This window comes from Nitrosomonas cryotolerans ATCC 49181 (assembly GCF_900143275.1).
GTDB classification, from domain to species: domain Bacteria; phylum Pseudomonadota; class Gammaproteobacteria; order Burkholderiales; family Nitrosomonadaceae; genus Nitrosomonas; species Nitrosomonas cryotolerans.
The window spans coordinates 1,766,408-1,791,415 of sequence record NZ_FSRO01000001.1; the positions used below are offsets into that span (position 1 = coordinate 1,766,408).

Annotated in this window: 22 protein-coding genes; 11 read left to right on the forward strand and 11 right to left on the reverse strand. The window is 42.1% G+C overall.

The genetic code is table 11. The features are described 5' to 3' along the window. Positions 1-4: 4 nt before the first annotated feature. The 3 genes from BUQ89_RS07920 (at position 5) to BUQ89_RS07930 (ending at position 1,624) form a co-directional block, all read left to right on the forward strand. Positions 5-274 carry a hypothetical protein gene (locus BUQ89_RS07920; protein ID WP_178377645.1) on the forward strand — a complete coding sequence of 90 codons (270 nt, stop codon included), beginning with the start codon at positions 5-7 and terminating at the stop codon, positions 272-274. 257 nt (positions 275-531) lie between these two features. Beyond that, positions 532-840 carry a hypothetical protein gene (locus tag BUQ89_RS07925; RefSeq protein WP_028461227.1) on the forward strand — a complete coding sequence of 103 codons (309 nt, stop codon included), beginning with the start codon at positions 532-534 and terminating at the stop codon, positions 838-840. A gap of 148 nt (positions 841-988) precedes the next feature. After that, positions 989-1,624: a DsbA family protein gene (locus tag BUQ89_RS07930; protein WP_036572870.1), complete on the forward strand. Its 636-nt coding sequence runs from the start codon at positions 989-991 to the stop codon at positions 1,622-1,624. A gap of 120 nt (positions 1,625-1,744) precedes the next feature. Here the strand turns inward: BUQ89_RS07930 and gshB are convergent, their stop codons facing one another. Beyond that, on the reverse strand, positions 1,745-2,689 hold the full coding sequence (gene gshB, locus BUQ89_RS07935; RefSeq protein ID WP_028461225.1) for a glutathione synthase: 945 nt from the start codon (positions 2,687-2,689) through the stop codon (positions 1,745-1,747). Positions 2,690-2,695: 6 nt separating this feature from the next. After that, on the reverse strand, positions 2,696-3,994 hold the full coding sequence (gene gshA, locus BUQ89_RS07940) for a glutamate--cysteine ligase (protein WP_028461224.1): 1,299 nt from the start codon (positions 3,992-3,994) through the stop codon (positions 2,696-2,698). Between the two features lie 1,423 nt (positions 3,995-5,417). On the opposite strand from gshA, the gene BUQ89_RS07945 reads away from it, so the two are divergent. The 6 genes from BUQ89_RS07945 to BUQ89_RS07970 all read left to right on the forward strand — a co-directional run bounded on the left by BUQ89_RS07945 (position 5,418) and on the right by BUQ89_RS07970 (position 12,479). Then, on the forward strand, positions 5,418-5,963 hold the full coding sequence (locus BUQ89_RS07945) for a cupredoxin domain-containing protein (protein WP_028461223.1): 546 nt from the start codon (positions 5,418-5,420) through the stop codon (positions 5,961-5,963). Between the two features lie 4 nt (positions 5,964-5,967). After that, on the forward strand, positions 5,968-7,452 hold the full coding sequence (locus BUQ89_RS07950; RefSeq protein ID WP_028461222.1) for a cbb3-type cytochrome c oxidase subunit I: 1,485 nt from the start codon (positions 5,968-5,970) through the stop codon (positions 7,450-7,452). A gap of 51 nt (positions 7,453-7,503) precedes the next feature. Further along, complete coding sequence (locus BUQ89_RS07955; protein ID WP_028461221.1) at positions 7,504-8,118, forward strand: SCO family protein; 615 nt, start codon at positions 7,504-7,506, stop codon at positions 8,116-8,118. Further along, entirely contained in the window at positions 8,115-8,723 is a 609-nt protein-coding gene (locus BUQ89_RS07960) for a hypothetical protein (RefSeq protein WP_051537560.1), read from the forward strand. The genes BUQ89_RS07955 and BUQ89_RS07960 overlap by 4 nt, the downstream gene beginning before the upstream one ends. A gap of 78 nt (positions 8,724-8,801) precedes the next feature. Continuing rightward, a complete protein-coding gene (locus BUQ89_RS07965; protein WP_051537559.1) occupies positions 8,802-9,668 on the forward strand; it encodes a formate/nitrite transporter family protein in 867 nt (288 codons plus the stop codon). An 831-nt stretch (positions 9,669-10,499) separates the two neighbouring features. Next, entirely contained in the window at positions 10,500-12,479 is a 1,980-nt protein-coding gene (locus tag BUQ89_RS07970; RefSeq protein WP_028461219.1) for a monovalent cation:proton antiporter family protein, read from the forward strand. A 186-nt stretch (positions 12,480-12,665) separates the two neighbouring features. Here BUQ89_RS07970 and BUQ89_RS07975 read toward each other — a convergent pair whose 3' ends face one another. Continuing rightward, positions 12,666-14,477 carry an ABCB family ABC transporter ATP-binding protein/permease gene (locus BUQ89_RS07975; protein WP_028461218.1) on the reverse strand — a complete coding sequence of 604 codons (1,812 nt, stop codon included), beginning with the start codon at positions 14,475-14,477 and terminating at the stop codon, positions 12,666-12,668. Positions 14,478-14,525: 48 nt separating this feature from the next. Between BUQ89_RS07975 and BUQ89_RS07980 the strand changes: the two genes are divergently transcribed. Further along, positions 14,526-14,933: a hypothetical protein gene (locus tag BUQ89_RS07980; protein WP_028461217.1), complete on the forward strand. Its 408-nt coding sequence runs from the start codon at positions 14,526-14,528 to the stop codon at positions 14,931-14,933. A gap of 70 nt (positions 14,934-15,003) precedes the next feature. Here BUQ89_RS07980 and BUQ89_RS07985 read toward each other — a convergent pair whose 3' ends face one another. From BUQ89_RS07985 to BUQ89_RS08010, 6 genes are all read right to left on the reverse strand, one after another. Next, positions 15,004-15,306, reverse strand: a complete 303-nt coding sequence (locus tag BUQ89_RS07985; protein ID WP_028461216.1) for a hypothetical protein — start codon at positions 15,304-15,306, stop codon at positions 15,004-15,006. A 315-nt stretch (positions 15,307-15,621) separates the two neighbouring features. Beyond that, complete coding sequence (locus tag BUQ89_RS07990) at positions 15,622-17,337, reverse strand: cation:proton antiporter domain-containing protein (protein ID WP_028461215.1); 1,716 nt, start codon at positions 17,335-17,337, stop codon at positions 15,622-15,624. A gap of 340 nt (positions 17,338-17,677) precedes the next feature. Beyond that, positions 17,678-20,005 (reverse strand): nitric oxide reductase activation protein NorD, encoded by a 2,328-nt coding sequence (locus BUQ89_RS07995; RefSeq protein ID WP_028461214.1) that lies wholly within the window; start codon positions 20,003-20,005, stop codon positions 17,678-17,680. A 78-nt stretch (positions 20,006-20,083) separates the two neighbouring features. Beyond that, the gene (locus tag BUQ89_RS08000; RefSeq protein ID WP_028461213.1) at positions 20,084-20,887 is read right to left on the reverse strand and encodes a CbbQ/NirQ/NorQ/GpvN family protein; all 804 of its coding nucleotides are present in this window, start codon (positions 20,885-20,887) and stop codon (positions 20,084-20,086) included. A 108-nt stretch (positions 20,888-20,995) separates the two neighbouring features. Continuing rightward, positions 20,996-21,352, reverse strand: coding sequence for a ribulose bisphosphate carboxylase small subunit (locus BUQ89_RS08005; protein WP_028461212.1), 357 nt, complete (start codon positions 21,350-21,352; stop codon positions 20,996-20,998). A 79-nt stretch (positions 21,353-21,431) separates the two neighbouring features. Further along, on the reverse strand, positions 21,432-22,853 hold the full coding sequence (locus tag BUQ89_RS08010; RefSeq protein WP_028461211.1) for a form I ribulose bisphosphate carboxylase large subunit: 1,422 nt from the start codon (positions 22,851-22,853) through the stop codon (positions 21,432-21,434). A 204-nt stretch (positions 22,854-23,057) separates the two neighbouring features. Here BUQ89_RS08010 and BUQ89_RS08015 point away from each other — a divergent pair, with 204 nt between their 5' ends. Beyond that, positions 23,058-23,972: a LysR family transcriptional regulator gene (locus tag BUQ89_RS08015; RefSeq protein ID WP_028461210.1), complete on the forward strand. Its 915-nt coding sequence runs from the start codon at positions 23,058-23,060 to the stop codon at positions 23,970-23,972. On the opposite strand, the gene BUQ89_RS08020 is transcribed toward BUQ89_RS08015, so the two are convergent. After that, positions 23,973-24,320 (reverse strand): YacL family protein, encoded by a 348-nt coding sequence (locus BUQ89_RS08020; protein ID WP_143772764.1) that lies wholly within the window; start codon positions 24,318-24,320, stop codon positions 23,973-23,975. It lies immediately after the preceding gene. After that, positions 24,283-24,843, reverse strand: coding sequence for an EndoU domain-containing protein (locus BUQ89_RS14620; RefSeq protein ID WP_036572863.1), 561 nt, complete (start codon positions 24,841-24,843; stop codon positions 24,283-24,285). Before BUQ89_RS14620 ends, BUQ89_RS08020 begins: the two co-directional genes overlap by 38 nt. Positions 24,844-25,008: the final 165 nt, after the last annotated feature.

Here is a 25,008-nt window from a genome sequence, read left to right on the forward strand (position 1 = left end):
ACATGTGGGTATTCTAGATAAAGCCAAAGAGCTATCAAATCGGGTTGCTGATAAAACGATTGAATTCAGTAGCGATGAGATTATTGCGGATACAATTATGAAGGCAGTAAACAAACAGGAAAAAGTGAATGCCATTCTAAAATCACGGGGTTCCAACTACCGAGTCAGTAGCATTGATCTGGCAATGGGTATTCCACCCAGTGTTTCGTTTGGTATTCGTCGTGTATCGGAAACGGCGGATAGTAAAGAGATTGCTAATAATGTATCCGTATAATTGAAAAAATCCAGGTGGATTTAAGTTGAACTGTTTGGTAAAGATAGCAATCTTTAGGCAGACATTGTGCTGAGATTAGAATGAAATTGTCGTACTAGACAGCACCTGTCTAGTACGATATTCGCATGATGAAATTATATTCGGCGGCATCCATTAGCACGGGAGTGCTATTGATGGATTATTTCCTGACCTGGATCGCTAATAAGCATCTGTAATCCGCTCTAACTGATCCCTGTGATGTCGGTAATTGATATACGATGAATCATTGGTTTTCAAAAAACCTCGGTGATGGCATAGTGGCTTGGGAGCCGCTGGATCATATTAAGACACTATTTTTATCCGAGTATAAAAAGGCTGGTTGTCCTAAGGACATGGCTGTATTCATTCGGCATGAGTCAGAAGGCTCTCTTCATTGCGAAGTCAAAGCCTATTTTTCGCCCGCTACGTTTATTGTTGCAAACAAAATTGATGCGGATCGGTGTGCAAGACCGTCTTTCGATAACTTAAGTTTGCTAGCCGGTTCTGAAGATTCCTGGCCGCTGTTCTTTCCGGAGAATGGTCGTTAGAAAAATTAAAGAAGGAATGAATTTCATTTCAAAGACCGCTGCATAACTGTGTTTTTGAGCTTTTCTGATTACTTGCAGCATTGATAAATCAAACACTTAAAAATCTTATCCAGCCCGAGATAACAGTTATGCAGCGGTCTTTTTCATAATGTCAGATACGCGCTTATTTTATATTTATGATCCTATGTGCAGCTGGTGCTATGCTTTTAATACCAGCTGGGCTGCATTGCGGAAAGATTTGCCAGCAAGTATTCGCGTTATTGGTCTGTTAGGCGGACTGGCGCCTGATACAAAAGAGCCAATGCCTGTCAGTATGCGAGATATGATTCAGCAAGTTTGGCGTCGCATAGAGGAAAGTATTCCTAATGCCGAATTTAATCATGATTTTTGGCGATTGAATACACCGTTTCGCTCGACTTATCCCGCTTGTAGAGCTATTTTAGTTGCCAGGAAACAAGATATGGCATTGGAATCTAAGATGTTGCAAGCTATCCAAACGGCTTATTATCAAAACGCTAAAAATCCATCATTATTAACGATACTTCAAGAATGTGCGACTGAAGTTGGATTGGATGCAAATAAATTTATTAAGGATTTGACGGACCCAATTATCGATTGTGAGTTACAGCGTGAAATTAAATACGCGCGGAGTATGAATGTTTTTTCTTATCCCTCTTTGCGTTTGGTACATAATGAAACCCAGTTTCCCATTACCGTTGATTACCTTAATCATCATTCAATGATCGATGAAATAATGCACATACAAAGCAGTTTTCCTACGTAATTTGATAGCAATATATTTATTTTATCTGCTCGGTCTTGAAAGGAGTTATAAGATTTCTACCGGCTATTCATAATATGAAATGGACATGCTGTCGTGACGTAATCATGCTGGCTCCGTCCGCTATTCCTTTAGTTTTTCTATTTCTTTTATCATTATTTCTGCAACATTGAGGCCAGTTTGATTGGTGATTTCTTGCATACCGGTCGGACTGGTGACATTAATTTCAGTTAAAGCGTCACCAATGACATCCAGTCCTACTAACATGAGGCCCTGATCATATAAAGCTGGACCTAAAGTTTTAGCGATTTCTTTATCCCGTTGAGTTAGGAGTTGTGCTATTCCAGTACCACCTGCTGCAAGATTGCCGCGTGTCTCGCCTGACTTTGGAATACGTGCAAGTGCGTATGGCATAGCTTTGCCGGCAATCAGGATGATCCGTTTGTCTCCCTGAGAAATTTCAGAAAGATAACGTTGTGCCATAATTGTGCGTGTGCCGTAGTGTGTGAGTGTTTCAAGAATGACGCTAATATTATGATCGGCACTGTGGACGCGAAAAATACTGGCACCGCCCATTCCGTCCAGCGGTTTTAATATAATGTCGCGATGTGTGTCAAGAAAATCTCGAATCAGAGATTCTTGGCTGGTTACCAGGGTTGGTGCAATAAATTGTGGATATTTTGCAATAGCCAGTTTCTCATTGTGATCTCGAATTCCGCTTGGGCTGTTGATGATATGAGCGCCCTGTTTTTCGGCTAATTCTAATAAATACGTACTATAGACATACTCCATATTAAAGGGAGGATCTTTTCGCATCAGTACGATATCAAATTCTTGTAGTGGTATTTCTGTTGGCTTGCCTGTTTGATACCAATGATGATTTGATTTTCCAGTGAGTGCTAGGGTGCGTGCAAAACCAACAACTAAACCATCCTTCCAGACAAGATCATTCTGATGCAGGACAAAAAGTTGATGATTACGGATAGCGGCCTCACGTATCATGGCAAAACTGGTGTCTTTGCTGGTTTTGATTGAGTCTAACTGATCAAGAATAAAAGCCAGTTTCATGAATGATTACGCTGATATGGTTTCTTTAGCAGCGACAACAGCTTGTTCCAATTCTAATGCCGCTGCGAGTAATGCCAGTCGAGCGACCACACCATAAGCATAGAAGCGATTGGGGATGCAATCTGGCTGCGCAGTACGATTAGGTGATTGGCAAGTAGTTTCAAAGGCTAAAGGTACAAAATGCATACCGGGTGCATTAAGATTCTCATCGACACCCCGCCCGGTGTGCACCCGATAGAAGCCGCCTACCACATAGTGGTCAATCATATATATCACCGGTTCCGCCACCGCCTGATTGATACTCTCAAAAGTATATACACCTTCTTGTACCAGTACATTTGATACGGGTAAACCTTCTTTTACTACTGCCATCTTGTTGCGTTGTTTTCGGTTAAGCGCATAGATATCAGCACCATCCTTGACCGTCATGATACCCATACCATAGGTACCCGAATCGGCTTTAATGATCACAAACGGCTTTTCCTTGACTCCATATTGCGTGTATTTCTCCTGGAGGTTGGACAGAATTTCATTGGTGGCACTGGCCACGCAATCTTCGCCTTGCTTTTCATGAAAATTAATTTTCCCACAGGAAGAAAAAAGAGGATTAATGAGCCAGGGATCGATATCAATTAGATTAGCAAATTCCTGGGCAACGTTATCATAAGCCAAGAAATGTTTTGATTTGCGCCGCGTTGCCCAACCCGCATGAGTTGGCGGAATAACAACCTGATCCAGATTTTGTAGAATTGAAGGAATACCTGTTGAAAGATCATTATTAAGTAATATGGCACAGGGATCAAAATTATTCACACTTAGTCGATTATTCTTACGAATAATGGGTTCTAAGGTCAATGTATTACCGTCAGGAAGGTCGATCTTGGTAGCCGTAGTGATATGAGGTAACAGTGTGCCAATGCGGACATGCATGCCCGCATGTTGCATAATATTTTGCAACGAAGCTATGTTTTGTAAATAAAAAAAGTTACGTGTGTGATTTTCAGGAATGAGCAATACACTATGAACATCCGGACAGATTTTTTCTACGGCGGTCATCATTGCCTGTACGCAGAGTGGTGTAAATTCCGGATTAAGGTTATTAAAGCCGCCAGGAAATAAATTGGTATCAACAGGGGCCAACTTGAAACCGCTGTTACGCAGGTCTACTGAGCAGTAAAAAGGCACATTATGATCTCGCCATTTTCCTCGTAGCCAGTGTTCAATAGTTGGTGTGGCCTTGAGAATACGGTTTTCCAAGTCAAGAATTGGGCCGCGTAATGCGGTGGAGAGATGAGGTATTGGCATTGAGATGATAGATATTAAACCAACACTATTATAGCATTCAGTATTGTTTTAATAGATTGCAAACGATAAAGAAAATTAACGGATGGACTTTTATGTTTATCAAAATTCCCAGAAAGTCTCGACTTTCAGGCCGAGAAGGTTAGGAGAGGGTCTTGATTTTTCGTATGGAATAGTTTTCATATTACACAGTGCTGCCATCTTATGTGAAGCATAAACATCAAATGCGCTTGCAGGTCTTGGTTTTAGTCAATTAAAGAACATAGGAAACGATGCTTGCGAGTATCTTTGATTGTGGGTGTTTTGCTTATCGCTATAGATTGCGTTTGTTAACTTACTAGCAGCGGCAGGAGAGAGGCGATTATCATGCGTGCGCCAACTTGCTGACTAAACTAGAAAAATAGCTTGAATACTTGTTGCTGTGGTATGGCGGTGTCCTGATTGGTGTCGACAAATCGTATTCATTGAGCATTGAGTAAGTGATGGAATGCCTGCAGAGCTATATTCGTTCAATGATTATTGAATGCGCGCGCAGCGATCTTAAATGTAAAGCAATTCGTGGCCGTGATATCAATCGCATTATGTTTTAACCGCCGGACTGACGGAATTGGCCCTTGGGGATGGCGTAAATGTTGTTCGTATTGAAGTGTGCTCGGATCGTTTTCTATTGAGTTGGAATTTCCTTCTTATAGGAAGGGGGAGGAGTCAGGTCATGGCATTAACCTGTATTGATCAGAAGAGCTGATTAATAGGTTCAATTGATAATGAGAAAGAAGAGAATCCATTGAGATTAAAAAGGTTAAATTCCCTTGCTTCGATTAGGGGATATTTAGGATCAAAAAAATAGATTCCCACTTTGTAAATAGGGGAATATTCCTATAAAAATCATTGATTTTCGCTTGTGAGAGCAATTTTAGCATGCTAGAATTTCACTCGGATTTGATGAGGTGTATCAGATATCTATAATTAAAAAATATAGGTTATGAATAAGCAAAAAATCCGATCAAAAAAGAAACTGTCGCCAATCGAAGTATGATTGTTTTTTTTTATGCAAAATAGGACTCTGGCATATGATTTATTCTGCACACTGGCCAGTCAGGATAAATACGTACGTGATTTTTTGATGTTATGGTTTGTACCGTGAATCGATAAAATTAATAATCACTGTAGAGGTGTAGTAATGATGAATAGTAGCGTAATAATTTCTATGTCTATGGAAGTCTCTATGTGTTATTTGCCTGGATCGCAGATTGCTATAACCAAGGACAAATATGAACAGTGGAATATAGTGTTCTAGATTTGTCTGGCCATATTTACCGGTGCGATTCTCTTATAAAAATCAATCCACAGTTGCTGCCACATCACATATTGCTTGATATTGTGAAATGGCGTGTATAGAAAATAAAAAAACAGAAAGAAGGAGGGTATGATGCAAGAAACTGCTTGGCAAGTCTCGCTTGTATTGATGACGATCATAGCATTTGGTTTTGTTTTTGTTGCAATTAATTCTGGTAAACGTATTAAGGATTATCAGCCACTAGTGAAAAGTGCCTATGGCACTCGGACCAAGCTATTCTGGGTTCTGGTATTGGTGTTTTTTCCTGTAATGATATATACCCTGTTCGATCTACCTTATTCACCTGGCCATAGCAAGCAAGATAGCTCGGCAGAACCGCAGGTAATTAATGTGACGGGGCATTCATGGTATTGGCAGATGAGTAATAATGAAGTCACTACCGGAACGCCTGTGGAAATTAATGTCACGAGTGCGGATGTGAATCATGGTTTTGGTATTTATGATACCAACATGAGATTGGTTGCTCAGACTCAAGCTATGCCGGAATACACGAATAAGATTCGGCATACTTTTGATAAAGCAGGCACCTACAGAATATTGTGCATGGAATATTGTGGTGTTGCGCACCACAGTATGATGAGCGAAATCAAAGTCATCAACATCAACGAGGAATAATAATATGGCAGATTACACTTATACTGCTACTCCCGATAAAGGGGCAAAAGTTAGCGTATTGGCTTATCTAGTTACAGCAGCGATCGTGCTGCTGCTAATGATGGTGTTTGGTTTATTAATGCGATTGGAGCAGTCAGAAATTATATCCATGGGCCCCCCCTGGTTTTATAAAATAATGACGCTACATGGCGCTGGCATGGTAGGAATTGTTGCTATGGCCGGTGCAGCGATTATGTGGCATTTTCTTCGCGAATATGTTGATCTTTCGCAGGGTATTTTTGTCGCCAATCTTGTAATCTTTCTGATCGGCGTTGTGATGATTCTTGCTAGCGTATTGTATGGAGACTTCCATGGCGCATGGACTTTCCTTTATCCGTTACCATCACAATCTATGGGTATGTGGAGTCAGGAGGCAGCTGCCTTGTTTATGGGCGGACTATTAGTGATTGGTGTCGGTTTTGTACTGCTGCATCTTGATATTGCCCGTGCAGTTATTGCACGTTATGGCAGTTTGGGACGTGGGCTGGGATGGCCTCAATTATTTGGCAAAGATGATGGAAATGCACCTCCTCCTGCAGTAGTCGCGAGTACAATGGTGACGATTGTAAATTTGGCTGGTTTGGTTGCTGGCGCTAGCATATTGATCATGATGTTGGTAAACCTGTATGTACCTAGTTTTACTATTGATCCGTTGTTGGCAAAGGGCCTGATTTATTTCTTCGGACATGTATTTATTAATGCCGTCATTTATATGGCTGTAATTGCAGTCTACGAAATATTACCTCGTTACACTCAACGCCCATGGAAGTCGAATAAAGTATTTCTTGCTTCATGGACTGCTTCTACATTTATGGTGTTGTTTATTTTTCCACATCACTTATTAATGGATTTTGCTTATCCAACCTGGTTCTTGATAGTTGGTCATATCATTGGTTATCTTAATACTTTTCCAATTCTGATCGTAACCGGTTATGGTGCATTGATGATCATATATCGTTCAGGAATTAAATGGGATATGGCTAGCAAATTGCTGTTTGTATCATTATTTGGATGGGCGGCAGGTGCTATGCCGGCATTTATAGATGGTACGATTACCGTTAATTACGTGATGCATAATACCTTATGGGTACCAGGTCACTTTCATACCTATCTAGTACTGGGCATGGTTGCGATGGTATTTGGATTTATGTATTACATTGGCAAGCCTAGCGAGGATGCAAAAGATAGCTTTATTGATCGCGTATCGTTCTGGGCTTATGTCGTGGGAACAATGGGTTTTATTTTTGCATTCCTTTATTCTGGGAAAGTAAGCGTTCCGCGTCGCTATGCTGAACATTTGCCAGATTGGGTGCCAATTAGCAGTATCGCTTCAGTTTTTGCTGCACTACTGATATTTGCTGTTTTGGTATTTATTTTCCGCTTCCTAACACGTTTGGGGTCGGCTACTCGGGATTACCAAAGGGCCTCTCAAGCAAGTAATGAAGCATAATAGATTAATAGCACGACTATTAATCGTAACAAGAGTATAGAGGTTACACACATGGGCCTAGATAAGCGCAGTGTTATCATAACAACACTTGTCACTTTTCTAGGCTTAGGTGTTTTCTGGTGGGGTACCGATGGTTTTAGGGCATTTACGGCTGAAACAGCAAGACGGTTAGAAGTTTTAAGCTCGCCTCGTCCATTACCGGCTGTTGTCCTTGAAGATCAGGATGGACATACATTTACCTTGCAGGAATATCACGGACGACTGTTAGCGGTTGATTTTATTTACACAACTTGCGCAGGTTTATGTCGCAGCATGAGTGCGATTTCTAAACAAATACATGATAGTATTTCACCCGATGCGTTAGGCCGTGATTTTGCTCTGGTTAGCATTAGTTTTGATCCGGAACGCGATAATCCGGCAAACCTGAAGCAATACAGTAACGACTATGGCGCCGATGGTAAAAACTGGCGGTTTGCGCGAGTAAAAAATGCGACGGAATTAGCATCATTGCTGGACGCCTTTGGTATTATAGTCATTCCAGATGGACTAGGTGGATATGAGCACAATGCTGCGCTCCATCTCGTTGGTCGTGATGGAAGATTAAAGCTAATTTATGATATTACCGAAGCGGCTTTGTTCGTAAAAGAAATTGAGGAGCAGCTATGAAATATGCCTTCTTCTTTCGTTCGCGCTTGGGATCAGGTCTTGTACTTGGAGTGTCGTATATAATTCTTGCAACACCTGTTGCGCGAGACTGGTTAGAGTCTACCATGACAGCTCATATGTTGCTGCAGATTCCCTTGCTTGCGTTAATAGGGGGGGTGGCGTGCGGGCTGTTGCCAGAACATATAAGAGATCGTTTTCTTGTGCGTATAGGCGGTGCTATTCCATGTGTGGTGGTGGCACTGTTCGTGTCAAGTTACTGGATGTTACCACGTGCGTTGGATGCGGCGCTAACAGAATCATTAGCAGAATTAGCAAAATTTATTAGCTTTCCCATATTGGTTGGCGTTCCATTAGTTTTGGCATGGAAACATCTTTCACTAATTGGCCGTGGATTTGTATTAACCAATTTTTTCAGTATGTTGGCCGTTTTAGGATGGCTATACATTGTTGCTCCTGTTCGTGTATGTAACAGCTATTTAGTCAATGATCAGGAAAATGCGGGCTGGTTGATGGTTTTACTGGCTGGATTCTTATTTATTGGATGGCTGGGCAGTTTATTTATTGATAATGGCTCGAGACCTTATCCAGAAAACCCGAATCAATAAACCAAAACGATTAAAACATAACTATAAAGTGTGTTTGGTCGCGAGATAACCCATTTATTTTAGGAGAAATAATTTAGTATGGACTATAACCCGCCATTAAAGCTCATGGAGGAAATTGAGGCTGCAAGTAAAAAGAAGGCCGGTCTGGATATACGTAGCATGTTACTGAAGGGATTCATGTCGGGCGCATTGTTAGCATATGCAACTGCTCTGGCTTTTAAAGCATCCGATGGCTTTTCAGGAGGAGCTGTTGCGCTTATTTCAGGAGCTGTTTTTCCTGTTGGTTTTGCCATGATTATATTGCTTGGAATGGAGTTGGCTACGGGTAATTTTGCGGTATTACCTGTTGGAATTATGAGTGGCAAGGTAACGTATAAGCAGATGCTTCGTAATTGGGGTTGGGTATATTTTGGTAATTTTCTCGGATGTGTATTTGTTGGCTTCTTGATTGCAATTTCATTAACTGAGGCATTTCTCGAAGGTTCCGGTTCATTGGGTGCCAAAATTATTGCTGTAGCCGAATCAAAAACATTAGTCTATGAGCATGCTGGTGCTAACGGTTGGGTGACCGCCTTTGTTAAAGGTATTTTATGTAACTGGATGGTTGCAATGGGCACTGTTCTGGGAATGGTTTCTTCGTCTGCAACAGGTAAAATAGCTGCAATATGGTTGCCGGTCTCAACATTTTTTGCTTTAGCTTTCGAACACTCAATTGTCAATATGTTTATTATTCCGACCGCCATGATTCTAGGCGCAGATATTACTGTCGAGCAATGGCTATTTTGGAATCAGATTCCGGTAACGCTGGGTAATATTTTTGGTGGCGCTGTACTAACGGGTGGCTTGCTGTTTTATTGTAATAAGGCTTCGACTGCTTCTGGTAAACAGGAATCAGATAAGAATGTCAGGCAGGTAATGAATGAAGCAGTAACAAGTAATAAATAAGAACAGATATGATTTTATTGGGTATGCCTATATTTTTTCGTATAAGAGCATAAATAATATTTTGTTTATCTAGTTGATGATGGTCTGCTTGCATTGAGTTAAATGAATAATCACCTTGATGCAAGTAGATGATTAATTTTGAAATAATATATAAATATTAAGTTAGATCACGAAAGTGAATCAGTATTTTGTTAATGCCCCATAGTATGTTCGTTTAGATCTATTAGCGCTAATATCGATCAGCTATATGTGGTATGTAAGCTTGATAATAAATAAGATTGCCTCGGAGTAGTATTTTTGGTTATTTTGAGACAACTTCTTATAATCAATTGCGATATAATTTTGTATATCCGTCACAGTGACAAATTCAATTCATTTGAATTACTCCATCTTTTTGATCGGCATAGTCATTTTCTGTTAGATGATATAGCTCTCGGAAGCATATGATGAGGTAGAGATCATAGTACTTCAGGTGATTCCGAGCGATAGAGTGATCAGATAGAGATAAAAGTAGAATCAATATACTTTCTTTATGGCAGCAACAAGGATCGTACTCAATCATAGATAGCTAGGTTTGTTAGCTATGGCTATATGATCAGCCTAACTTAAAATTCGAATAATTGGTGCGTTTGTGCGGTATCTTATAGTGATACTTCGGAGAATTTTTTGATCCTACTATCATAAGTGTTGAACTATCAATCATTAAGTTAATAAGAACATCATCTTAGACTATTTTATGTATATCTCTAGTAAAGCGATCGAGTAACTACTGGAATAGGTTTTTAAAGAACTAGATATCTATCATATCAATTAATGAAGCTTCTTTAACTGATGACCAGTCATTTACAACCTGTTCTCATTATATTGGCGACTGCAGTGTTAGCCGTTGTCATCTTTCGCCTGGTGCGTTTGCCACCCGTGCTGGGGTATCTGCTCGCGGGTGTTGTCATCGGTCCACATGCATTGGGCTGGATATCAGAAACAGAAGAAACCCGCCATTTAGCAGAATTTGGTGTGGTATTCCTAATGTTTAATATTGGTCTTGAGTTTAGTCTCCCTAAACTGGTGACTATGAAGCGTATTGTGTTTTGTTTTGGCACATCGCAGGTTGTTTTATCCATTTTGTTTGTTATGGCAGTAGCTTGGATGTTAGAGCTGGATTGGCGCACAGGATTGATCCTGGGTGGTGCTCTGGCAATGTCTTCTACTGCCATAGTTAGTAAAATGCTGGCAGAACGCTTGGAACTTAATTCGCTTCATGGCAGGCAAATTATTGGTGTGTTGCTGTTTCAGGATTTAGCTGTGGTTCCGCTTCTGATTATGATTCCGGCATTAGCCAGCACCGCAGGCGACGGTGATAGTTATATTACAATGTTTGTCATTGCCTTGGTTAAGGCATTTGCCGCACTTGCATTTATTTTATTTTTTGGGCAAAAGTTGATGCGTCCATGGTTTCACCTGGTGGCGCGTCAGAAATCATCCGAGTTATTTGTATTAAATGTGTTGCTGATAACTTTAGGGCTTGCCTGGCTGACTGAATTATCTGGGTTGTCACCAGTTCTGGGAGCATTTCTTGCTGGTATGTTGATTTCTGAAACTGAGTATCGTTATCAAGTTGAAGATGACATCAAGCCTTTCCGGGATATTTTCCTGGGTCTGTTTTTTATAACCATAGGTATGTTGTTAGACACGCAAGTCGTAGTGCAGAGTTTTATGTGGATAGTATGCATTCTTTTAGCGCTCATTATATTGAAGGTGGTGTTGTTCGCAGGCTTATCACGTTTATTCGGCGCCGATTCTGGGGTTGCTGCAAGAACGGGTATGAGTCTGGCGCAAGGTGGTGAATTCGGATTCGTATTATTGGCTCAAGCAGGTGTGTTTGGATTGATTGATAATACGATTCTACAGCCGGTATTAGCTGCAATGGTATTATCAATGTTTGTTGCTCCATTTATTATTGAACATAATGAGCGGATGGTGCGGTATTTCTATCAGTCCGAATGGATGCATCGAGCGATGCAAATTACAACAATTGCTGCCCAAACCATGGCGGAGCAAGACCATGTGATTATTTGTGGTTATGGACGTAGTGGACAAAATGTATCCAGGCTGCTAGAAAAGGAATCAATCTCATTTATTGCATTAGATTTGGATCCACAGCGTATCTATGAAGCAACGAGTGCGGGTGAATCAGTAGTATATGGTGATGCCGCTCGCCGAGAGGTTTTAATTGCGGCTGGGTTAATGCGTGCCAGGGTTTTAGTAATAAGCTATGCTGACACTGTTTCAGCATTAAAGATTCTGAACCATGTTCAAACACTGCGGCCAGAATTGGCCGTAGTAATCAGAACACGTGATGACTCCGATATTGATTTGCTCAAAGAATCAGGTGCGACGGAAGTAGTTGCAGAAATAATGGAGGGGAGCTTAATGCTTGCATCGCATGCATTGATGCTTCTGGATATTCCAACCGGGCGTATCTTGCGGCGTATGCGCGAAACTCGTGTACAGCGTTATAGCCTATTTCGAGGTTTCTTTTATGGTGCGACAGACGACATAGAAGAAGGTAATGAAAAGTTACTGCCGCGCTTACTTACGGTAATTATTGTGCCAGGTGCTGCTGCCATTAATAGAACATTAGGAGATCTCGATCTGGCTGAGTTTTCAGTAGAAGTTACGGCAGTAAGAAGACGCAATATCCGTGGGCTACTACCCACTGCTGAGACCCGACTGGAAATGGGAGATGTCGTTGTGCTGAGGGGAATACAAGAAAACCTGGCTGCTGCTGAAGTGAGATTGATGCAAGGATAACGTATGAGCGTTACTCTGAATGAAGAATCTCATCAAAAGTAAAATGACTGTTTTGGTTTGCCGTCTCGAACGATTTTTACATGAAACCGTACTGTTATAGCCACGTATAAAAGCCTGAATATAGGCGTGCTTGCAGGTTTCTGTATATGTTGATGTTGAGATAGAACCATCCGTTTCTTCCACTGCTCATGGGCAATTGACTATTTCACTGCCTGCCTCCATCATGTTCTCTTCTTGCTGAAGTCTCCACATGTGTGCATATGTGCCGTTTTTCGCCAATAATTGATGGTGATTGCCCCGTTCGATAATGTGACCCTGATCCATAACCAGAATCTGGTCTGCATCCACAATAGTGGAAAGACGGTGAGCGATGGTTAAAGTAGTGCGATTGGAAGCAATCCGCCTTAATTCTGCTTGTATCATTTTTTCTGATTTCGAATCTAATGCTGAGGTCGCTTCGTCAAAAATAAAAATATAGGGGTTTTTCAGAATAGCGCGCGCAATCGCAATACGTTGCTTTTCTCCTCCTGATAGCTTCAGGCCACGCTCTCCGACTATAGTCTGATATTTGTTTGGTAGACTCTCTATGAAATCGTGAATATATGCTGATCTAGCAGCATTCAATATCTCTTCATCGCTTGCGTCAGGCCGTCCGTAAGCAATATTGTAATAGATACTTTCGTTAAATAAGACAGTATCCTGTGGGACTATACCAATGGCCGCTCGTAAGCTTGTTTGAGTAACATTACGAATATCCTGCTGATTGATTGAAATAGTGCCCGCTTGCACGTCATAGAAGCGAAATAGTAGACGGGGTAGGGTCGACTTGCCTGAGCCGCTATGGCCAACAATGGCGATATTTCTTCCGGCGGGGATGTCGAAACTGATACCAAATAATATTTGGCGATTTAGATCGTAACTAAATTCCACATTATTAAAAGATATGGTCGCGCTCTCGGGATTCAATATTTCTGCTTCAGGTTTATCTTCGATCTCCGCATTCTCTGTCAACAGATTAAACATTTTTTCCATATCGGCCAAAGAATGCTTGATTTCACGATAAACAAATCCAAGAAAGTGTAAAGGTATATAAAGTTGGAGCATAAATGCATTGATGAGTACTAGATCGCCGAGTGTCATGGTTCCTGTTACCACTTCGTCAGCCGCAAGTAACATTAAGAGTGTTATGCCAACTGCAATAATAATACTTTGTCCTGTATTGAGAGCCGCCAGCGAGGTCTGATTACGGATTGCAGCCGTTTCCCATGTTTTCAGATGTTCATCGTAACGCCGGGCTTCCCATGATTCGCTGCCAAAATATTTGACCGTTTCATAATTCAATAAACTATCAATTGCGCGTGTATTAGCTTTCGAGTCCATATCATTCATAGTACGGCGAAAAATCATGCGCCATTCGGTAACAATGAGTGTTAAGGCTATATAAGCCAGTAAGGTAAACATGATAATGATAGAAAATAAAATATCATAGCTAGATGCTAGTATCATCATGACTAGGCTGATTTCCAACAGGGTGGGTAGAATGTTGAACAGCATAAAATTCATAAGAAATGATATGCCCCGTGAACCTCGTTCTATATCACGTGATACCCCGCCAGTTTGCCGTTCCAAATGAAATCGTAATGAAAGTGAATGCAAATGAGTAAATATCTTAATAGCTATACGCCGAATAGCCCGTTGTGTAACTTTAGCAAAAACTGCATCACGTAATTCCCCGAATAAGGTGCTGCATAAACGCAATACGCCGTAGCTTATTAATAAGAAAACAGGTAGAGCCAGCATGGCACGCGGTTGATCAAGTGCGTCAATAATTTCTTTTAAAATCAGTGGAACTGAGACATTTGCCAGCTTGGCTAGCGTGAGCAGAGCTAATGCCAATGCAACTCGCCCCTTGAATTCCCATAGATAAGGCAGTAAGGTACGAATAGTTTGCAAATCACTACGATGACGTGTTGGTTGTTCCAGACGTGTGGAATGCATATATTTATTTTTGTAGAAATTTCATAACAAACTTTAATATAATTCGATATGGAAATTACTTGCTATCGGGACAGTGAAATAAGCCGTGAATCACGTTATTTGCCTGCTGTTACTTATAATCTTGCAATTACTTTGCTTGCACGTTGTGCTACCGGACACTTGTTTGTTCCTATTCGCAGCATGCAGTATCTGGCTATTCTGGATGCGGAAGAATTTGTATTTGTGGACGGCGAACGCAAATGCTGGATTGATATCGCTTGGTGTCATTTTCAGTCTCAAGGACGTACGGCACTTGACCAGCCGGTTGCTTATGATGCCATTTATTACCGTGAGGATCAGGCAATAATTATGGCTCGTTTACAAAGAGAATTCCCTGCTGCATTACAGGTATTGGCAAAAAAAACAGTACTCGAGGGTCCAGCGAGAATAATCAAGTTCCCGCCATTGAGATCTTAGCAAAAATGTTGCGATTCTATTTCTTGTGATTAAGAAAGAGGAAAGAGTAGGTTTTCCGATTAATCAACCTTTACTCATTCTCTCCCAGCTCGGCATCCCATCCTTCGCTTTTGGCTTTATCAATAGCTTGTGTATAGATTTGTGCATGTCGCTGTTGTAATTCATCTGGTAAACGGCTGGGTAAATGAGCATAGGGTTCCCAGGCAACAAATACCTGTTCGTACAGCTTTTGCATTTGAGCGATATTCCAGCCTGTGCATGTCTCGGATTCAGGTAGAATATTAAACACCCAGGCATCACGCACTATACGCCCCACAGGAGTAAGCCCACCATTTTCATCCTGATCGATTCCGACATAGAATTTTGTTGTCATAGTTTAAATTTTAAAAAATACTGACTATCCCTAATGATGCGTTCGTCTCTGCTCACGGAATGTCTATTAATCATGGAAAAAATATAATTTATGATAAATAATTTTCTTTGTAGTAATACTCATATCGCGGTATACAAACGGAGCATATTGATAATGTATTCGATTATTCTTGTATCATTATGGGGTAATAATAGTCTATATCAAAACAGGAAATAGATTCATTAAATCGATTGTAATGCATTCTGAGTAAAAATGTTGAGAACATAATTATGTAGCGATCTATTATTTACTGGGTTTCAACATATTAAGCAGTCATTATTTTTTCTGTGCCGTTGTTGTTTGCGGCGAAAATCGCTGTAATACGTGGTTTATCATTCCTTTGGCGAGCTCTTCCTGATCAAAGAAGATGGTGCCGATATTATCTTTTCTCAGAAGCTCTGAAGTATCTTCACTTTGAGTACGCAGTACAATCTCTATATCCGGATTCAGTGTATGAGCGATTTCAAGCATTTTGCGTATACTAAGAAGATCTGGCACTGTGATAATGAGCATTGCAGCATCGACGATATGTGCCTGAATCAGAACTGAAGGTTCGGTTACATTGCCTGATACAGCAGCAACACCTTGTTTACGAAGATCTTCTACCGACTCTCTGTTTTGTTCCGCAACGACATAGGGAATGCTTCTTTCATTCAGGGCGGTTGCGATACATTGCCCGACTCGGCCATAACCTGCCAGTATAACCTGCCCTTCAAGATACTTGCGCTCCGTATTCATCGGTAATTCGGCAAATGGGTCATCGCGTCGTTCCAGGTGGCGTGCCAGTTTCGAGTGCTTGAGCACCCAGCGATTGATTGGTGAGATGACTGCAAATGCCAATGGGTTAAAAGCGATGGAGATCAATGCACCAGCAAGCACCAGGCTTAATCCTTCGGTAGGCATTAAGCCGAGAGATAAGCCAAGTCCAGCCAGAATAAAAGAGAATTCACCGATCTGGCCCAGGCTGGCTGCTACGGTCAAGGCAGTATTCAAAGGATAGCGAAGAGCGAGCACCAGCAACATGGCTGCGATCGACTTGCCGACAATGATAATAGCAACAACACCTAATACATGTACGGGTTCTTCAATCAAGATGGCTGGATCGAATAACATTCCTACGGAAACAAAAAATAGTACTGCGAATGCATCGCGCAGTGGTAGTGACTCCTCAGCAGCACGATGACTGAATTCAGACTCCCGCATGACCATTCCCGCAAAAAAAGCACCTAATGCAAACGACACATTGAATAGTGCATATGCGCCATAAGCAATTCCAATCGCAGATGCGACGATTAATAAAGTAAATAATTCCCGCGAGCCAGTACGTGCGACCTGCCATAACAGCCAAGGTAATATACGGCGGCCAGCGATCAGCATTAGGGCAATAAAGGCCGAGACTTGAAGCAGCGTCCACCCGACCGTGCGCCATAGTGGGATGGCTTCACTGATGGATGTAACTGGATTGTGGAGTATTCCCCCAAGTGATGGGAGTAACACAAGAACCAGGACTGTTACCAGATCTTCTACAACCAGCCAGCCCACCGCGATGCGCCCATTCATCGTTTCTAGAATAGCGTGAGACTCGAGTGCCTTGAGTAACACCACAGTACTGGCACAGGATAATGATAAGCCAAAAACCAGCCCGGCGCCAAAGTTCCAGCCCCACCATGAGGCCATACTCATACCTAGAATAGTTGCTACTGCCATTTGTACGATTGCGCCAGGTAACGCAATCCGCTTAACCGCTAGCAGGTCATCCAGGGAAAAATGAAGCCCAACGCCAAACATCAGCAACATAACGCCGATTTCTGCCAGCTGAGAAGCAATTCCGATATCTGCTACAAATCCTGGTGTTTCTGGGCCGAGCACAATTCCAGCGAGTAGATAGCCAATCAGTGCTGGGATCTTAAATCGTTCGGCAATAAAGCCAAATATCAAAGCGAGGCCAAAACCAGCCGCGATCGTGGTGATCAGGGTTACGTTATGTTCCATTCAAATCCTATTCAAACTCCATTCAAATTCAATTCACTATCATTATTATAACGTTAATGACAGAACGTCTTTTTATTGATTGCTTGCTTTTTTGATGTATAAGATAGAATGGTGTTTTACTTTGTCCTGCATAAAGGATGGAGATTCGAGTATTTTCTATCCAGAAGGTGTTCGGTTGAGGAGTATGTAGGTAGAGAAGAGCTATCGGGTGTGAAGCTATTGGTTATGATCGTGCTACCTTGATTTATAATCAGGCGATGTCTGCTTTTTAATTTTGGATACTTGCCATTAGATAGGTATTGAATACGATTGTTGCTATCTAATGGCAAAGTGAATGAGGTTAACGAGTCAGCCCAGTATAGAGTATGGGTAATTTCTCTGGCAGTCTTTCCACATGATCTACCACCAGGTAATTGCGCGCACCAAAGATGCGCGAAACATACTGGTCAGCGCGCGGATCAAGGCTCATGCAATAGGTAACAATACCAACGCGAGCAGCTTCCTCTACTGCTTTTTTGGTATCGTAGCGCAAATATTGAGGATCCCGTACATCGATATCTGCGGGTTCGCCATCGGTGATCACTAGCATCAGCTTCTTGGCAGATTTTTGTAATTTGAGATAGTGACTGGCGTGACGCATGGCTGCACCCATGCGAGTGGAAAGTTGTCCCGTCATTCCCGCGAGTCGCCCTTTAGGTATTTCATTGTAAGGCTGATCAAAATCCTTATAACGATAATATTCTACATCATGTCGACCATCTGAACAGAAACCATGAATTGCAAATGAATCACCAATCTTATCGATAGCATCAGCCAGTAACACGGTCGCCTGGCGTGTTAAATCCAGTACTGAAAAATCCTGTCCGGCAACTTTTTCATTGGTTGATTCAGACAGATCGAGCAGGACCAGAACGGAAATATCACGGGTTTTTCTCACTGACCGCATCATGATGCGTGGATCTGGTTGCATACCCATCCGCATGTCAATGATGGAGCGAATAGCCGCATTGATATCAATTTCATCACCATCTTCGAGTTTGCGTATGCGACGAACACCTTGTGGTTGCATGGCATCAAGCAGGAATTTCATGCGGGCAATTTCACGTTTATATTGCTTGGCAATATCGTCAATACAGTGAATATCACCCAGTTTGGCCCGTTTTTCCTGGACCGTTGTCCATGCAGGACGTTCAAGCTGAATCTGATAGTCCCATTCGGAGTAGTGATAGGGCGATGAGACAGGCTCTTTACCTTCTAATTCATTGTAAGAAATACCCATGTCTTCATAGGGAAAAAATTCTGTTTCCATGACCCAAATTTCCTGGGCATCATCTCCAGCATTTTCAACTTCCACTGCGTTTGCAAATTCCATGACGCTGACATGCTTGCGGATTTGCTTGGGTGCATCATAACCGGCGGCTAATGCCTTATTGAAATCAAATTCAACAAATTCCCAAAAATAACGATTGTCATCCAGGTAAGGCGCGGTCAGTTGATCAGTACGCGGATTAAAGGAAAGTCCCTTATCTTTAATGCGATGCGCAAGCTGAACACCAATTTCCCATGATATATGATGACTATGGAGTTTGCCCTGTGCCTGTGCAAAAAGGTGTCGGCCTTCAACAATCCAGTTATCTGCATCTTGATAAGCTGGATCTAATAATGCCCGAGCCAGGCGATTCAAATAATCACCAACACTCGTTGCCATTTCCGGGGTGGCAGTATGCAATGTTGACCAGGTTTTGCGTAGGCCTGGAAAGCGGCGAATTGAAAGTGCCTCAATACGTGCATCTTCTATGACAGCAATAACCGCCATTTGCAGAGGGTTGAGTCCTTCAGCAGAGATGGGTTCCCTTGTTTCTACTAGATGTGCTGCTGCATGAGCGGCGGCTGCACGATAAATTTCACTGGCTTCTACATCGGCATAGCTATCATAAGCATCTGGCAGATGTATGAAATAATTTTCAATATATGGCTTGTAACCCTCGCGCGTTTCGAAATCACCTGATGTTGGCTTCATAAAAAAATCACGGGCCCATAACGCGCGCATGTACATATTAATACGACGTTGTACATCGACAAATAAAGTGCCTTTACGTTCCTTTTGTAAAATAGCCAGGGATTCTTTGGATTGTAAGCCGAAATACTTAAACTGTTCCTCATAATCGGTGCGATGCGCGTGTGCTCCCCACATTGCCCAACGGCGTAATCCACCCAAAGTAAGCTGTCCGAATAGCACATCTAATTTGTCAAGCATTGGGCGTACGCCACGTGGGGCCTGTGCTATCAGCGTATTCAGAAATTGCAGATAATTCTGGAATAACTGTGCGTCCCCTAACCGCTGAGCGGCTGTCGGTGCAGTGGCTAGAACCAGTTCGATGACTGAACCTGAAGTTCTTGAAGCCAGAGACAAGGCTGCTGTGGCGAGATCAGCAACAACGTCTTCACCAACCTCCTTGGCTACTTGCGGCGCTTCGTCAATCCAGGTATCCACCAGGCTACGCCCACGCCCAAGGTTCTGCAGTGCAGACGCACCTTTCAAATAATTATCCAGGCCACGGGGAGAAAAAATCTTAGTCGCATCTGGCCAGATATTATTTAATAATGCGATCGACTCAGGCTCCAGATCTTCTAGTAATTCCTTGTAGTCACTCAGATTAATACTCATGTTGTATTCACCTATTTACACAAAATCCACCAGCTGGTGAGAATTAGTTATTGCTGTTATTTTTAATGTAATGGTTAATTAAAAAAAAGTGGTTACAGCGGCATCCAGTGCATCTCGCATATCAGGGTCATCAGTAATCGGTCGAACCAGCGCAACTCGACAAGCAGCATGCGCATCAATATTTTTGACAATCAGGCTTCCTGCGTAAATCAGCATGCGCGTAGAAATTCCTTCATCCAGCCCATGTCCTTTCAAATTGCGTGCTCGTTCAGCTATTGAAACCAATTTTTCTGCAATATCCAGTGATACGCCCGTTTCATGTGCGACAATTTCACTTTCTGTATCATGCTCTGGATAATTGAAATCAAGGCCACCAAACCGTTGTTTAGTAGATTGTTTGAGATCCTTCATCAGGCTTTGATATCCCGGGTTATAAGAAATGACAATCTGAAAATCAGCGTGTGCATGAAGGAGTTCGCCTTTTTTCTCCAGCGGTAATACACGCCGGTTATCAGTTAGTGGGTGAATAACTACAGTAGTATCTTGTCGCGCTTCCACAATTTCGTCCAGATAACAGATTGCACCATAACGGGCAGCAATGGCTAACGGGCCATCTTGCCAGTATGTTCCTTTTGCATCGAGTAAAAAACGACCGACCAGATCGGATGCTGTCATATCTTCGTTACAGGCGACAGTAATAAGCGGTTTTTTTAATTTCCAGGCCATGTGCTCGACAAACCGAGTTTTTCCGCAACCGGTCGGGCCCTTAAGCATCATGGGCATACGCACAGAATAGGCAGCCTCATACAGTTCCACTTCGTCAGCAATTGGAAGGTAGTAAGGTTCTGTAGTAATACGGTACTGATCAATGATCTCGCTCATGATGAACTCCTGTTTAACTCTTTAGAATGCATATATTTAGGTCAAAAAAAACCCCCGACCCTTACGGGTAATGGGGGCTTCGGGTAGTAAGTAAAGCCCGGCTACTGCTTAAACGGTCTTGCCACGGTAGATCACCATAGCTGCACCTTGAGATTGATTGAAATTATTGTAACCAATCAAGCGTACATGATTGTTTGGGTTAGCCTTATGACAGGCGGCCGCTTCTGTCAATACGCGATCTACATCGGTCTCACCAAACATGGGTAATTTCCACATATACCAGTAGGAATCCATCAGGTATTCTGGCTCGGTATGCTCAATCGCGGGATTCCAGCCTTTACTGATTAGATATTCTACCTGTTTCTTGATTTCATCATCAGTCATTGCAGGCAGGTAAGAAAAGGTTTCAAACTTGCGACTTGCTGGATCACTGACACGCGATTTGTAATCGATTACTTCACTCATTAATTTTACTCCTTGAATTCAGTTACAAGGGAAGAAAAAGCCCTATGACAGCCGTTTCTTCCACTTACTTTTTTATTGCTTATTTGTGAGCTACGTCTAATTTATCAACAGTATCAAATTCGAACTTGATCTCTTTCCATGTTTCCATGGCAATCTTCAGTTCAGGACTACTTTTAGCTGCTTTAGTCAGAATATCCTTGCCTTCCTTCTCAATTTCCACGCCACGATTACGTGCTTCTACGCAGGCTTCCAAAGCTACCCGATTAGCTGCTGCACCTGCAGCGTTACCCCATGGATGACCCAATGTGCCGCCACCAAACTGCAAGCAGGCATCGTCACCAAAAATGGCAACTAGAGCAGGCATGTGCCATACGTGGATACCACCCGAAGCGACTGGAAATACGCCCGGCATGGAACCCCAATCCTGGTTGAAAAATAAACCACGATTACGATCTTCTTTAATATATTTGTCGCGCATGGTATCGATCCAGCCCAGGGTGGCTTCGCGATCACCTTCCAATTTACCAACCACAGTACCAGAATGGAGGTGATCTCCACCTGATAGACGCAATACTTTAGTCAGCACGCGGAAATGAATACCATGATGTGGGTTACGATCAAGCACGGCGTGCATGGCTCGATGGATGTGTAATAACATACCGTTATTACGACACCAATTAGCCAGTCCCGTATTAGCAGTTAAGCCACCGGTCAAATAATCATGCATGATGATCGGTGCGCCTAATTCCTTTGCAAACTCAGCACGCTTATACATTTCTTCTGGAGTCGGTGCGGTCACGTTAAGGTAATGGCCTTTACGTTCACCTGTTTCGCGCTCAGCCTTTTGACAAGCTTCCACTACGAATTCAAAACGATCACGCCAGCGCATAAATGGCTGACTATTTATGTTTTCATCATCTTTGGTTAAATCTAAACCACCGCGCAGGCATTCGTACACAGCCCGGCCATAGTTCTTGGCAGACAAGCCTAGTTTAGGCTTAATGGTACATCCTAGCAGGGCCCGGCCATACTTATTCAAACGATCACGTTCAACCTGAATACCGGCAGGAGGACCACCACAGGTTTTTACATAGGCAATCGGGAACCGCACATCTTCCAGGCGTAATGCACGCAGCGCCTTGAAGCCAAATACATTGCCGACCAGTGAAGTTAACACGTTAACTACTGAACCTTCTTCAAACAGGTCGATTGGGTAAGCCACAAAAGCGTAGAAACAGGTGTCATCACCGGGTACGTCTTCAATCCGATAAGCGCGTCCTTTATAGTACTCCAGATCGGTCAATAGATCAGTCCATACCGTGGTCCAAGTGCCGGTGGAAGATTCTGCCGCAACTGCGGCAGCCACTTCTTCACGTGGTACACCAGGTTGTGGGGTGATTTTAAAGCATGCCAGTAGATCGGTATCCAACGGTGTGTACTCCGGGGTCCAGTAAGTCTGGCGATACTCTTTTACACCTGCGTTATATGTCTTTGCCATAATATTTTCTCCAGTTACAGTTAAATTCCACTCAGTCTACCAGTTATGCAGAAAGAAGACAGGAAACAAAGATGGAAAACAGTGTTACAAACATGACTACTTGATGCATGGACATACACTATAATGATAAATATCTATAAGAACAAATCAATAATTCTAATAACTATGATAAGCATTTACTTATGATGATATTGTGATTATCGACTTATGTTGCATTTTACATTACGACAATTGAGAGTATTTGAATCTGTTGCGCGTCATCTGAGTTATTCTCGTGCTGCTGAAGAATTATATCTGACCCAACCAGCTGTTTCCATGCAAATCAAGCAATTAGAAGGAAATATTGGACTACCCTTATTTGAACAAATAGGGAAGCGAGTATATCTGACCGAGCCTGGGCGCGAGCTTTATCATTACAGCCGTGAAATTTTTCAACAACTGGCGGATATGGAAGTTGCCTTGAGTGAACTAAAAGGATTGGAGCGTGGCCGACTTAATATTTCAGTGGTTAGCACTGCGAATTACTTTGCACCACATTTGTTGGCAAAATTCTGTCAACGTTATAGTGGTATTACCGTCAGTCTACATGTATCCAATCGCGAAACGGTATTGAAACAATTGGCGGATAACCTAACCGATCTTGCCATCATGGGACAACCGCCGGAAAATTTAGATATTGTTAGCGAATCATTTATGGAAAACCCTTTGATTGTCATTGCGCCTCCGAATCATCCGCTTTGCAAGGCTCGCCAGATCCCGGTAAAAAGGCTGGAGCAAGAGATTTTCCTGGTGCGTGAACCGGGTTCTGGAACACGAAGCGCTATGGAACGTTTCTTTGACGCGCATAAAATCAAGATTAACAGGGGAATGGAGACGGATACCACGGAGGCTATTAAGCAAGCCGTACAAGCAGGTATGGGGCTTGGTATTATGTCATTACATACGGCTGAACTGGAGCTTGAAACAAAACGCTTGCAAGTATTAGATGTGCAGGGATTTCCAATTATACGCCATTGGCATATCGTGAATCGTAAGAATAAACGCCTTTCAAATGTCGCACGGGTATTTAAGGAGTTCCTGCTTGTAGAAGCGCCTGGATTAATGCCTAAAACAGTGCTTTGACTATCGGTTTATAACTTCCTGCCATGAAGTTACGGCGCTTTCAAAATCAGTAATTGGAATTTTGATTACACTACCGGTGTCTTCTGCATAATCTTCTTCGATCTCAATATGGTTAGGAAATAAACGAAGACAATAAGCATTGCCGATTCTTTCCCATGAAGGAATTTGTCCAGAGCGGACTGCTTTTATTTTTTGCAATAGTTCTTCTACTCCTTTAGGGCTTTTTTGTATGTCAATGGTAAGATAAGCTGTTATAAGATCCTGGGAAGGGTTATTCTGTAGTTGTTTTTTTTGTTTAACCATTTGATTTTCAGTCGTAAATTGGAAATGCTGTATTGATTCTGCCATCCTTAAGGCGCGCGAAAGCGATCGTAAAAGATTGATTATTAATACTGCAGAATTGTATTGAATTTTCCTCGGTGATGGGAGGTTTATTTTGCCCACATGTTAACCAATCTGGAGAACCCGAGGGACAATGAGGGCTGGAATATGCAGATGCATAGGAAATTGAATTAAGCACCTGTTCAATTGAACAGTGATCGGGAAACATGGAAGAGAATTTATTTTTGTTTAGACGGTGTTGATAAGACCATCTACCAGTATAGACACCTGCAGCATTAGGGGAGTCCTGGATTGTGAAATATGCAATAGTTGAAGGATTCAATCCATTCGGTCGCGAATGAAAACCTTTTGGACGATCTTTTCTCCATTCGCCACAAAAAATATGTTGCTGGTTGATCTGTAAGCCATTATGCAGTGTTACCCAGCGAGGCAATGTCGAACAATTTATTTCCGCTTGTACAGTTAGTGGAAGTAGAAAAAGTACAAGTAGTACTAATGGAGTGATTCTTTTGACCGAAATGGTATACATGATTTTCTATATATAAAAAATGGATAAACATGCGCTGGATTAATGAAGCTTATACACATGTATTTGTATCATATTTAATGATGGTATGTCTGAAATAAACAGCAGAGTTTATTTGAGACGTGGACTGTTCATATGGACTCAATTCTATTTGGTGGTGTACTTGTT